We start from the raw sequence: 13,026 nt of genomic DNA, 5'->3' as shown, positions 1-13,026 counted from the left end.
GAAACTGGAAGCAAGCGCTGAACCGCTTTATGATTATGTTCGAAGACCGATTAACTGAATACTTGTAACCAATGGCAGTTACACAGAATTATTTACAGGGTCAAACACATTTCAAGTCACCCAAACAACTCCCCTTGCTCCAAATCCTCCGGCCTGCACAATTCAGGCTGGAGTTCTGGGTTCGGTTTCCCTCCAATTGGCTCAATAATCCGATGCACAGACGTATAGGTCACAAAGATAACCCCACAATTTAAGTTCATGCATTGGCAATAGGCCTCGCGTGTTTCTTTGGTTATTGCTCTAGATGTGGCAATACGGGCTTTGCTTTCGCACTTGGGGCAGGTGATTAACATAATTGATCTCTGGCACTAACGCTCTTCGTTTGTTGAAACCCCTATCAAGTAAAACAGGCTTGCTTCACTTGATGGCTATTTGGTAATTAAAATTAGAATCTCTATGGTGGCCGTGTAGCTCGGTCAGTTCTTCACATTTGAGTGCTTTAATTTCCTCGGTCGAGGTTTTGCGTAGTGCTCGCCAAATCGATACAGGCGTACCACCGAATTGTTGAAACTAGCGAATACCCAAAGGGAAGCCCAAGCACGAACCGATTGAGTACATTTATATACAATAAGAAAAATCCACTCTTCAGGGTTTTTTTTTTGCTATTGTGGAACAAAAAGGTGAGGTACAAAAATGATTAGAAAATTAATGAACGGTGAGTTCGGGCTACCGATAACATTCTGGGTGTTTTATTTTCTTGCAGTGATACCGATTAATGCAACTTTGGAGTACAGCGAAAGTATGCCTCTTAGCGTTGGGTTATTGCTCCTAGAGGTGTTGCTAGAGATATTGGTTATAAGAGGGATATGGATGCTGAGAACATCTTATAACGGCTGGAGAATCTGGATCTGGCTTGCTCTTACAATGGTTTCAATTAGCTTGATTATAGGAATAAGCGCCCTGGTTATGAGCTTTTATTATTCTGTCCATGGTTAATTTCCATCTTGTTTAATGATGGTGAATAGACCTAGCCATTGTTAGAAAGATTAAATTTGATTAAAAATATATCAATAAGTGTTAGTATTAGCAGCACTATTGAGTAGCTCAGCATATGTCGTGCTGAATCGTGACAAATCAAATATTTGAATTTTATGCTACGGTACAAACGTCAACTGATGCTTATACTGCCATTGGTTGTATTAAATATATATTTAGCCATTTTCTATCCTTTGATCCGGCCTGATAACCAAATTGATCTTGTTATTGAAACGAGTCAGATGTTGGTGTGTTTTTTCTTGCTGTTTAAGATTGAAGAGATTAAAAAGTCGAGGCAAGTGTATCTGTTTTTATTTCTCTCTGTTTCAATCCTGACAGTAGGTAGCGCGTTAGATTTTATTGATGAGTTTCTGGATGTCTCTGACAACGTGGGTATAGCCGAAGACATTTTTAAATCGGTAGGCTTTGTTACATTTATATTGGCTTGTTTTCGCTGGGTTGATTTTCACAAACAACAGTCTCAAGCGATGCAACATTTAGCAGAAGTGGACTCTCTCACAGGGTTATCTAATCGTCGCGCATTTTTAAATATGAGTAAAAGTTACTTTTGTTTAGATGAAGAGCGAAAGGTGAGCTTACTTATTATCGATGTAGATTATTTTAAACAAGTTAATGATAATTTTGGACACCAATTTGGTGATAAGTTATTAATTCGTATTGCTAATGCGATAAAGTTATCCCTACGAAAAGGCGACTATGTGGCTCGAATCGGAGGAGAGGAGTTTGTTGTTTTCCTTAAGAACACCGATAAACAGCAAGCCGTAGAAATCGCAGAAAACATCTGCAAAGCAGTTGAAGAGTTGATTCTCTATTGCAATAACCAGAAAGTGAACAGTTCAGTTAGTATTGGTGTCGTTTCTAACGAACATCACTCTGACGATTTTGAGGTTCTATTTTCTCAGGCGGATAAGCTTTTATACAAAGCAAAGTCGATGGGAAAAAATTGTTGTTGTAGTGACTAGCTGACAATGACTCCTTGAAAGGAAGCCATTTCTGCTAGCTTCCTTTTGCATCAGTTATATCAATCAGTCAGAGATCAGATCACCGCGTGAAATTCTCTAATGTAAGCTGTATTTCAAATATTGATTACGCTTGCTTTAGCCTTGAGAAAAACATGAAAGTACATCTTTTTCAAAATAAGGCTCTTGATTGACCCAAAACATATAGTCAACTTTGATAAAGTCTTTTGCAAAATCATGTAGTAACGGAACGATGTTTTTGCGCTCTTCTACTACCTTATCTGAGTTAGTTTGACCTATATAGTTACCATCTTGAATCGCAATGCCTAATGGAACCTGATAGCTACTTTCGTGCATCATTGAGATAGCATGATTTAATTGTCCTCTTCTTTGAACCATCAGATCTGGGGCACCTAGACCTACACCAATCTCTTCTCCATACTGGTATATCGATTTTAAATAACCCTCATCTTCCCAAGGTAGCCATTCGCCCGGCATAAAGTTGGCGTATTGCATTGTTACCGATATAGGGAAAGCACTTTTCAGTGCCAGCATATTACTCTTGAGTGACGCGCTGTATAAAGCCGGAGTAAAGTTTTTATCATATTGCTGAGAAACACCAATAGCGGATTCTTGTAAGTTTATCCCTTCAATCTTGCCATCAAACTTTTGTCCTAACGCGTTAAGTAATCGAGCAAATCTTTTCTGAACGTTCTTATTCCAGCGCTTCGCTACCCACCCTTCAGGTTCGCCATCATCGGTTCGTTGAAGAATAGTACCTCCGGCATACTCTTCAGTCAGAAGGTAACTAGGGACGCCTTTGTATTTGGGATTAAATGTCGCATCTTGAAGCTGAACAAAAAGTTTTTTGCCTTGGGATTCTAAGTAAAGTCTGTCGTTTTCAATAATTGAGAAATCATAGTTGTCTTTTTCAACCTCTAACTGAGCCCATGAGTACATGATCTGGGCGCCAACAAAGTGTTTGTTCGCTAAAAATGGATGATCAATGATCTGCTCGCGATCACGGGCAAAATAGACAAAGTGCTTAATGTTATTCGCTGAAATTGGGCATTTTGCAGTTAGATACTGCTTATATACCTCTGAATACTTATCGACAGGGTTGCTCCACTTTGCCAAACTATGGCTGCTAAGAACTAGGCTGCTAATGAGTATAAAAGTAAGACGTAATCGAGTCATAAAAGTCTGTTTAATATCTAAAGAATAGAATGCGAATAGTAAGTTAATGATTTTTAAAATCAATATGTTAATTTAAAAAATGAACAATCAGATTTAGAAGATAACAGTTAGCACGTTTTTCACAATGGTTATAAAATTTATGAGCAAAAAACCGAATCGCCAAACGGCGATGTTACAAATTATTAAGCAGGTGAAAAATGAACTGCCATTATATCAGCCAGATACGTTTATCTGTTCAGCTAAAGGTGGATGCATTGGCTGCCCAAAGAAGTTGTTAGAATTAGTTGATACGGAAGTCATGTACTGGGAAAGCGCGATTGCTAATGGTCACTCTCCTAATTTTGATGATATTTCTCGTTTCGGTAAATTGTGTACCAATGTGAAGCGGGGGTTAGCAAGAAACCATCTTGTATAAGCTTCTGCTGGATAAAGATCGCGAATTGGTTAATCTTTTTTAGCTTTTCTGTAATTTGTGACTGGTTATTGAGTTTCAACAGATCTATCTAGTATTTCCTCAGCTAATTATAATTCCTCTGAATAATGAGAGGATCGTATCATATTATTCTTGATATTTTTGTAAACTGCCTGACGTGAACTTTGTTATGCAATTAACTTCTAAAAAAGATAATGATATGAAACTAAAAACTCTTACACTAGCAACAACACTTGCCCTTCTTGGTTCTCAGCATGCATTAGCTGCACCTGACTTTGAAAAAGCAAAAGCTGAACCTGTAAAACCTAACAATGTTATCGTGTTTATCGGTGATGGTATGGGATTAGGTCAAATTGAAATTGCTCGTCATATGGAATATGGCAAAGCAGGCACCTTATTTATTGAGTCTCTTCCTAATGTTGCTTTGGTGAGAACATATTCTGCGAATAAACAAGTGACTGATTCTGCAGCAGCGGGTACTGCTCTTGCTACGGCAGTGAAAACGAACAACTCTGCTATCGGAGTTAATGCTGAAGGGATTGAAGTTGATTCAATCTTAGATGACTTTCAAAAATCGGGTCATAAAGTAGGGGTAATCTCTACCAATACTGTTACAGATGCCACTCCTGCCGCATTTACAGCGAGCGTTGCAGATCGCTACCAAGGACAACCTGAAGCTGCTCGTCAAATGCTAGCCAATCAATATGATGTGTTACTCGGTGGTGGATGGAAATATTTTGGTGCCAAAAAACAAGATGGTGTTGATCTATTACCTAAGTTTGAAGATGCCGGTTACACAATCGTAAAAGATAAGCAGCAACTTGCCAATGCAAAAGGTTCTGACAAGCTTCTAGGGCTGTTTAACAAGTCATATATGAACTACAAGTTGGATCGTGATGATGTAGGCAGCCAAGAACCAAGCCTTGAGCTAATGACAGAAATGGCCATTGATACACTTAAGAAAGATGAAAATGGATTCTTCTTAATGGTTGAAGGTGCTCGTATTGACCATGCCGCTCATGCTGCAGATGTGACGGGTGTATGGAAAGAGCTGATGGAGTTTGATCGCACTGTCCAACAAACATGGGAATGGGCAAAAGCGCGTAAAGACACATTAGTCGTTGTCCTTGCCGATCATGAAACAATGGGCTTGTCTGTGACAGAACCAATGGATATCGCTGCACTAAAAGCGATTACGGTTTCTCCAGAGTACATGGCAGGGCAGTTAGTCGTCGCTGAAGATGGAAAGAGTTACACTCCTGAATCAATTAAAGCGGTATTTAAAAAGTACGCAGGATTTGAAGTAACAGATGAGCAAGTCGCAGAATTGAATAAGAACGTGCTCTCAGATAAAGGTAAACTGAAGTATCAATACAAAGTTGGCTGGGAAATCGGTTCTGTTATTGCTGCGCATTATAAAGCGGGTGCAATAGATCGAGCCGTTAGAGCAGAATCAAGCACTGGCGGTCACTCAAGTAATATGATCCCACTATTCGCAGCGGGTCCAGGTTCTCAGTATTTTGAAGGTGTCTTGAACAATACCGATGTACCTAAATTAATACGTTCGCTAACCATTAAATAGCTAATCGTGTATTAAACTTTAAAGCCTTAACAGCAAAGTTGAGGCTTTAAATAAAAGCTCAAAATGCTCATGAGTTATTGTTATTAATTTGACGCAAACGATACACTTAGTGATAACGAAATCAATAATGTGATCGATAATAAAATTTTATTATTAATGAAAAAGATACTTAGTCGCTAAATGATATATTTACCACGATTATAAATAAAATAAGTGGTAATAAATATGAATGTCATGGCTAGTTTTAAAGGCAGAATTATTGCTGTCGTTATAGTGCTGCTAACCTCTTCTTTAGCAGTTTCCACCTACTTATCCTACCGACAATTATCAACGTCTATCCAAACAAATGTTGATAACTTCTCAATGTTAAAAATTGATAGTACTTCTGACAGTATATTAAGTTGGATCGCTTCAATCAAAAAAGCGGTCGTTACTAATGCACCTGGTTTTTCAGAAAATAGAAGTGATGATCAGATTGAGTTAATGGTTAAACAAATAGCTCACTCTTCACTGGCGTCTGGCATCGTAGTTGGTTTTGATGATGGCCGCTCTTATGGTGATAGCAGTGGCAAACGTGAGTTAGCGAAATACGATCCACGTACGCGAGGTTGGTATCAACAAGCTAAACAGAAAGGCGATACGGTTATAACCGATATATATACAGGCGCATCGACTGGTAACTTAATGGTTAGCATTGCCGAACCTTTCTATCGACAAGGTCAGTTTGAAGGTGTTTTATTAGCGGATATTGAGCTTAGTTTGCTGGATGAAATGGTAAAAGAGCCACCATTCCCTGGCGCGATGATGGGGCTGTATGATGATAAAAGCTTAACCATTGCATCAAATGGTGAAGTGGATGTTCCGGGAAAAACCAAGCTTACGGACTTCTCGGACTTGAGCCAACTTACCGACGCCTTATTAAATCAAGAACGGGGTCAGATAGATTACTCCCTTGGTGGCGTTGAAAAAGTCGCGTTTTTCCGTTCGATACAATTAGATAATGATGTTAGCTGGCATCTTTTGGTTGGTGTTGATAAATCTATTGCTTATCAAAAAGTTGAAGAAGCGGTAGATACCTCACTGATAACAGCCGGCATATTATTGCTTGTGGCTATTGCTGTTCTTTTCTTCACATTAAACTTAGCTTATCGTCCTATTTTGGCGTTAAAAAGCACCATAGTCGATTTATCACAAGGAAACGGCGATTTAACTCGTCGCCTTGAGGTAACAAGTCAAGATGATTTGGGACAGATAGCCGATGCGGTGAACACCTTTATTAGTAATCTTCAGTCGATGATGTTGGAAGTTTCTGACTCATCACAGCGAATTTCTAATGATATTGAACTGCTACGCGCTCAATCGGAAAGCAATGATGTTGTATTAGCATCTCACGCGATGGAAACCAATCAGGTTGTTACCGCAATTAATGAAATGAGCTCTACTGCAGACAGTGTGTCACAAAGCGCATCTCAAACTGCGGAGTTTACTCGTATAACGAGCGATGAAGCAGAGCAGTCTAAAGGGGTTGTTAGCGGCGCAGTAACCAGTGTGGCTGATTTGATTCATGAAGTTGAGGTGATGGCTGAAAGCATTAACACCATGAACGAGGATTCACAAAAAATTGGCTCGGTATTGAGTGTGATTGGTGACATTGCTGATCAGACTAATTTACTGGCCTTGAATGCCGCTATTGAGGCTGCAAGAGCGGGAGAGCAAGGGAGAGGTTTTGCTGTTGTTGCTGATGAGGTAAGGGCTTTAGCCGCGAGAACTCAGCAAAGCACTTCAGAAATTAACACCATGCTTGCCAACCTGAATGATGGAACTAAAACAGTCGTTAAGGCGATGGATGATACCAAACTACGTTGTCAACAGACGGCAGAAACAACTGAAAATGTTAATGAAAGCTTAGATCTAATGGCTAACTCAGTGATGAGAATAAATGATCTTGGCTTAGAGATTGCGACCGCAGCCGAGCAACAGAGCGCGGTAACTGAAGAGGTCAATCGCAATATGGTGGCGATTCAAAATATGGTTGAAGAGCTAACAGGGAATAGCGCACAAAGTATGGAAAGTACCGGGAACTTATCATCAAGTAACCAGCAATTGGCGTCTATTGTAAGGCAGTTTAAATTGCAATAATGGCTAGAAAACCGTATTGCAATAACTGAGAAAAAGAGCACTAATGTGCTCTTTTTTTATCCCAATAGAGTGTGTGAAGTGGCAAGGTTACTCTTCATTATTGTCGTTTTCCTTATTTGGAATAACTCTGTCGCCAATATCACCAAGAATAGAAAAGGGAGTAGCAATAACACCTTTTACGGTTCCTTCCACTGCACTTGCTGTCGCTTTGCTCACGATCTTTTCTGTGTTGTCAGAGATGACTTCTACTCGAGATAAAACCGAAGGGGTTAACGCTCTAATCTCGGAAGACTCTTTAATAACTTCTGGGATGGTTTTTATTCTTAACTGTTTGCTTTCTGCAAGTATTTGAGGAATCGTCGTTTTATTGGTTAATTCAACTTGCTCGAGCAAAGGTGGAACCACTTGTTCTCTCACGATTTTTACTTCGCTTAGTACTGAAGGGATGGTTGTTTTTTGCAGAGTATCAATTTGCGAGACAATGTCTGGAATTTGCTTATTTACCTGAGATATTTGAGTCACAACCGATGGGAGTTGCTGGGTGAGATCATTAGCAACATTTAGCCACTGTGACACTTTTATCGACTGTTCCAGCGTTGAAGCCTGTTCCACTAGTTGTGGAATCGCCTCTCTGGTCTTTGCTATTTCTATCACCAATTTTGAAAGGGTATATGAAAAATAGCAGATAGAGCCCGCTAAAATTAATATGGTGAAATGTTTAATATATGAAGTCACTATTCGTCCTACCTGTATCCTTTGGCCTGTTGTCCATTTTTGCTTTTACTGCTCGTTGTGGTTACTTATGGTATTAAAATGTATCGTTGCTAAGCATCCTCGACAATCGTGGTTTTCTACTAACGAAAATCGCCAGCCAAATTTTCTGCACAATTCATCAACGATAAGTAAGCCTAGCCCATGTCCATTGGGGGAGGATTTTATTAACCCATTACCTTGGTCTTTAATAGCCAGTATGGAATCTGACATTGTAATGGCAACGTCTTCTTTGTCTGATGCTTCGATGGCATTTCTAATAATATTACCAACTAAAATTTGAATAATTGCCTCTGAAGCATAAATGGTTGGTTCAGATAATACTGTGACATAAACCTCTACGGGAATCGGAGCGTAATCGTTGATGTTGTTATCCACGATACTTTGTAGTTCTGTTTTGGTTAGAACTCTAGCAGAAAGATTACCTTCGCTGTTCTCATACCGTACGATTGAGAGAAGAGCATCTACCATGACTTTCATCTGGGTAGTCGCTTCATCTATTCGATTGATCTGCTTGTGTAAAAACGGTTTTTCAGCCTTTTTACGTAATAAACTGTTTGCCCCTTGGATGATTGTGAGTGGCGTTCTTAGTTCATGGCTGGCATATCGGGCGAAGGCTTGTTCTCGTTTTAATAACTTATTATTCTCATCTCGGTAATGATTGAGCTCTCTAATAAGGTGCTGAAACTCATCCGCAGCCTCCTTTTCAATTTCAAAAGGAACGTCTTTACCTACAATCTGGTTACTAAGCTGACTTTCAATATCATTTAATGGGTCAATTAGCTTTTGAGACAATAATTTAAGCAGTCGTCTAAAAATGAGTAACAGTGAAAGCAATAGAATGAACACATAAAATGCTCCGTAAGCTATCTCTTCTATGCTGAGCTCTAAGATATCAAAGTCCATTAATATGATTAGTGGTCTATTTTGCTGTGACTCTGAATGATAATACTGGTCAAAATAGATCATTTTTGCGTTGGGAAAAGCGCCGAATTCACCAATGAAGTGATTTTTATCTTTAATAAGGTTTTGAATATCGACGGGAAGTTGCGATATGTCGTTGTAGGCACTGGTTAATAAATCAAGCTGAATAGGGCTCTGTGCTCCAGAGACAAACTGTTTAATAGCAACTTCTTTTTCTAATTGAACACGTCGCTTTCCCACTTGATCTTCGGCCCAACTCAGCGTCATCAGAAACACGCCTAAAACTACCAGAGAAAAACAGATTGATAAGGTAACAAAAAGAATATGTAGCCGACCAGATAGGCTTTGGTGTTATAGGGGAGCAGCATCATTGGAATCCGCCTCAAGTTTAAAACCAACTTTAGGTACAGTGAGCAGCATCGCTTTAGCAAATGGTTTGTCTAGCTGCCTTCTAAGCTGATAAATATGAGTCCGTAACACGGCATCACAATCTTTATCTTCTTTCCAAAGGGTCTGAATCAGCTCCTGTCTCGTTAACACTGCCGGCGCCTTTATACATAAAAGCTCTAAAATGGTATAAGTTGTTGGATTTAGTATCAGGCTTTTTCCTTCCCTTGTTGCTGTATGCGATTTTTGATCAATAGTAATCGTTGAAAAAGAGAGTATTGATTTAGCCACAGTCTCTCGGTATCTATTGATTAAAGCATGCATTCTTGCTTCTAGAATCGATAAATCAAAAGGCTTGGTGACATAATCGTCTGCGCCATACTTAAAACCCGTAAGCATATCTTCTTTACTGTCTAGCGCGGTTAGCATAAGGATAGGGGTTTTGTTACCTAACTCCCTTAACGTTTCACAAACTTGCAGCCCGTTCATTCTGGGTAACATTAAGTCCAGTAAAATAATATCAAAGTTGACCTCTTGAGCGAGCTTAACTCCTAACTCTCCGTTGTCTGCATAATCAAGGCTAATATCATTACTTTCAAAATAATCGAATAAGATGCCAGCGATATTGCGGTTATCTTCAATGATAAGTATGCGCTTCATTTAGTCACCCTTGTATTTTTATCGACCACTTTAAACTCATTGTCTTGAAGAAACTGATAACGGCTAGCAATTTTTAAGCTGGGAACTATGCTGTAACCGTTCTATCGCTCTTTCTAGTGGTGCCAGCAGTTTTTGCAATATAGGAATGACTAAGCCAAATAGCACCACAAAGGCACATGCAACAAATAAATCCGTATAACTGTGCATTGCTAAGTAAATACGGCTAAGTGCGACAGATACACCCCACAGCAAAAGAGTGCTTGCCAGTATATAGTGTTTATTTTGTAGTAGAAATCCTCCCCAAAATGCAACAAACACTGCAGCAAACAAGGTATGTCCTGAAGGGAACGCGTAATTGGTCCCATCTAGCCAGTTGTCTGTCCGCCATTGACCAAATATGTCACTGCTATTTTTAATCAGTAGAGATTGCTGTTGATCACTTAATTGATAGAAGGCATCTGAGCTATCAATGAGTTCTGCATTAACCAATAAGTTTGTATAGGGTCTTGGTACTTCTGTAACGGCTTTTAGTCCAAATTTTAATATAAAGGCCAATAACAATAGCATCATAAATTGCCCGCAAACTGTAACCCATCGAGCAAAAGATTTTCGATGATAAAATCCGATGGCGACGCCCAACAGAATGGTTATTGGGAAAAATGGCTTTCCCGCAGACTGAGTGATAGTCGTGAGTAGAAAGCCAGTTGCGTTATTCAGTGGCGAAGAAAAATCCACATTGGGTAGTACAAGGCTGGCAAAAAAAAGTATCAATAAAAACATTGATATGGCGACTAAATACATACGTTGTTGCGGGTTTAGTGTGAAATTATTTACGTTCATTACTATTTTTTGACCATGATTATTTATCTATTGTTTGCTTAATTGTGTCTGTTTCGGCTGTGTTATTAAGTACATACTGTTGCTGAGACGCTGGAGCATAGTAACCTTTCGTATAGGCTAAGCTTCCCCATAGCGCATTCGCGTTGGCTATCTGTTCCAATTCAATACCTTGTTGCTGAGGCGTGAGCGACTTATCTTGTGGGTTGTAGTAAAAACCTTTAGCTGCTTTATCTGGCTGTAGAATAACTATATTGTTATTCGCGTCCATCCATGCAAAGTTCTTGTTAAATTGCATCATTGCACGCTGTTTTTCTTTTGGAATCGGTTGAGTTAAATCGAAGCCGAGCATCGGAGTTTCTGCATCGATACCGATAATGGATAGCATGGTTGTGGGCAAATCTATTTGGCTGGCTAACCTATTATCTCTTTTGGCATCAATACCTTCACCTATAAATACAGCTGGAATTTTAAAGTGATCAATAGGGACAAGTTGATTACCATAGGCCCGAGAATCATGATCTGCTACGACAACAAAGACAGTATCTTGCCAATAGTTGGATTTCTTAGCCTTTTCAAAAAATTTCCCTAACGCATAGTCTGAATATTTAGCTGTGTTTTCACGAGTGGCAGAAGGCTGGTTATATGGTTCGATTTTTCCTTGTGGATACTCAAACGGACTATGATTCGATGAGGTAAAGACTAAACTAAAGAACGGTTTATTTTGCTGCTGCATCATAGAGAACTGTTGATGTGCTTTATCATAGAGATCTTCATCTGATGCTCCCCATGAACCCACAAAAGAAGGCGAGTCAAAGGTCGGGAGGTCTTGAATGTCGGTGAAGCCATTTCCTAAGAAAAATGACTTCATATTATCAAAGTGACTTTCTCCACCATAAATAAACTGTGTGATATAGCCATTCTGTTTTAATACATCCGCAATAGAGAAGAAGTTACTTTGGCTTTTTGTTAGTTTTACTGTTGAGCGAGATGGAGTAGGAAAAAATCCTGTCGTGACCGCCTCAATGCCTCGTACTGAGCGTGTTCCCGTGGCATAGAGATTATCAAGAGACCAGCCTTCATTAATTAATTGATCTAGATTTGGAGTAAGAGGCAGTCCTCCTAATGCGCCAACATATCGTGCCCCTAAACTTTCTTGTAGCAATATGACTAAGTTTTTGGGCTTCCCTTGAAAACTGGCTTGCCGATAACTGAGAGTCGGTGACGTCGAGTTAAGATTATACGTTGCGGGCATATTAGCCGACTCTCTCACTAAAGAGATGATTTTTTCTTCTGCCATTTTTGGGTAATAATCAAATGCATTCTCTTCGCTCGCCATCCCTTTTGCTGCAAAAATCATTGAATAAGACGAATTGAGTACCAAATCATTTATCAACGGGTCGGTAGAGAAAGAGACCATAGCGGGGTTCATCGGTCTATTTTGCAAAGTAGAACGGGCACCCATAACTCCGACTGCCAATACAATAATGGCAAGGACTGGACGCCAATACCATTTTGGAAAGTGCAAGTTATCTACGATCTTTTTGCTAAATCCCCACCCCAAATAAAGGGTGAGCGTGCTACCAAGAGTTCCGATAGCCAATTCCAATTTATAACCTGTCCAGAGCATGCTGAGTACTTCTTTGGGGTAAATTAAATACTCAAGAAACAAGCGATTAGGTCTTACGTCGTATTCGATGATAAAGGGAGGAGTCGCCATTTCCATGTAGACAATTAGCCACAAACCAGCGACAACCCATAACCGAAAAAAGTACAGCCAAAATCGGCCAAATGCAGATCTTCCAGCAAATAAGACGGTTAATAGTGAGGGCAAAATCAACAGGTAACAGAGAGATGAAATATCAATACGTAAACCACTAAGCAGCATTGTTGCCCACCAAGGAGAGTCAACAATACGTTCACTTTGCCATAGCATTAGCGCCAGTCGTGAAGTAAAGAGGATTGCGGTAAATAAGAGAAACGAAGTGAGTATTGGAAAGAGAATGTTTAGTTTCTGTTTCCAGTAGGCTTGTATCGACATAATTTATCTCAGAGTGTGAACAATAAAGGAAGGTGAACGG

11 protein-coding genes are annotated in these 13,026 nt (G+C 39.6%); 4 read left to right on the top strand and 7 right to left on the bottom strand.

The features are described 5' to 3' along the window. Positions 1-116: 116 nt before the first annotated feature. Complete coding sequence (locus F0227_RS13660; protein WP_171753774.1) at positions 117-353, bottom strand: ogr/Delta-like zinc finger family protein; 237 nt, start codon at positions 351-353, stop codon at positions 117-119. Positions 354-1,151: 798 nt separating this feature from the next. Here F0227_RS13660 and F0227_RS13655 point away from each other — a divergent pair. After that, a complete protein-coding gene (locus F0227_RS13655) occupies positions 1,152-2,018 on the top strand; it encodes a GGDEF domain-containing protein (RefSeq protein ID WP_171753773.1) in 867 nt (288 codons plus the stop codon). A 135-nt stretch (positions 2,019-2,153) separates the two neighbouring features. Here the strand turns inward: F0227_RS13655 and F0227_RS13650 are convergent, their stop codons facing one another. Then, complete coding sequence (locus F0227_RS13650) at positions 2,154-3,212, bottom strand: hypothetical protein (protein WP_171753772.1); 1,059 nt, start codon at positions 3,210-3,212, stop codon at positions 2,154-2,156. 139 nt (positions 3,213-3,351) lie between these two features. On the opposite strand from F0227_RS13650, the gene F0227_RS13645 reads away from it, so the two are divergent. The 3 genes from F0227_RS13645 to F0227_RS13635 all read left to right on the top strand — a co-directional run bounded on the left by F0227_RS13645 (position 3,352) and on the right by F0227_RS13635 (position 7,366). Beyond that, on the top strand, positions 3,352-3,627 hold the full coding sequence (locus F0227_RS13645) for a hypothetical protein (RefSeq protein ID WP_171753771.1): 276 nt from the start codon (positions 3,352-3,354) through the stop codon (positions 3,625-3,627). A 217-nt stretch (positions 3,628-3,844) separates the two neighbouring features. Beyond that, positions 3,845-5,227 carry an alkaline phosphatase gene (locus F0227_RS13640; protein ID WP_171753770.1) on the top strand — a complete coding sequence of 461 codons (1,383 nt, stop codon included), beginning with the start codon at positions 3,845-3,847 and terminating at the stop codon, positions 5,225-5,227. 234 nt (positions 5,228-5,461) lie between these two features. Beyond that, the gene (locus F0227_RS13635; protein ID WP_253822101.1) at positions 5,462-7,366 is read left to right on the top strand and encodes a methyl-accepting chemotaxis protein; all 1,905 of its coding nucleotides are present in this window, start codon (positions 5,462-5,464) and stop codon (positions 7,364-7,366) included. An 87-nt stretch (positions 7,367-7,453) separates the two neighbouring features. Here the strand turns inward: F0227_RS13635 and F0227_RS13630 are convergent, their stop codons facing one another. The 5 genes from F0227_RS13630 to F0227_RS13610 form a co-directional block, all read right to left on the bottom strand. Beyond that, a complete protein-coding gene (locus F0227_RS13630; RefSeq protein WP_171753768.1) occupies positions 7,454-8,101 on the bottom strand; it encodes a hypothetical protein in 648 nt (215 codons plus the stop codon). Between the two features lie 45 nt (positions 8,102-8,146). Continuing rightward, entirely contained in the window at positions 8,147-9,328 is a 1,182-nt protein-coding gene (locus tag F0227_RS13625; protein WP_171753767.1) for a HAMP domain-containing sensor histidine kinase, read from the bottom strand. An 84-nt stretch (positions 9,329-9,412) separates the two neighbouring features. Next, the gene (locus F0227_RS13620) at positions 9,413-10,108 is read right to left on the bottom strand and encodes a response regulator transcription factor (protein WP_171753766.1); all 696 of its coding nucleotides are present in this window, start codon (positions 10,106-10,108) and stop codon (positions 9,413-9,415) included. A 63-nt stretch (positions 10,109-10,171) separates the two neighbouring features. Beyond that, positions 10,172-10,948, bottom strand: a complete 777-nt coding sequence (locus tag F0227_RS13615) for a phosphatase PAP2 family protein (RefSeq protein WP_171753765.1) — start codon at positions 10,946-10,948, stop codon at positions 10,172-10,174. 19 nt (positions 10,949-10,967) lie between these two features. Next, positions 10,968-12,986, bottom strand: coding sequence for an LTA synthase family protein (locus F0227_RS13610; RefSeq protein ID WP_171753764.1), 2,019 nt, complete (start codon positions 12,984-12,986; stop codon positions 10,968-10,970). Between the last annotated feature and the right edge of the window lie 40 nt (positions 12,987-13,026).

The sequence above is a fragment of the Vibrio sp. 99-8-1 genome (genome assembly GCF_013114595.1).
Lineage (GTDB): Bacteria > Pseudomonadota > Gammaproteobacteria > Enterobacterales > Vibrionaceae > Vibrio.
Note: the sequence above shows the minus strand (reverse complement) of the source record. Positions and strands in the feature narration are given on the sequence as shown.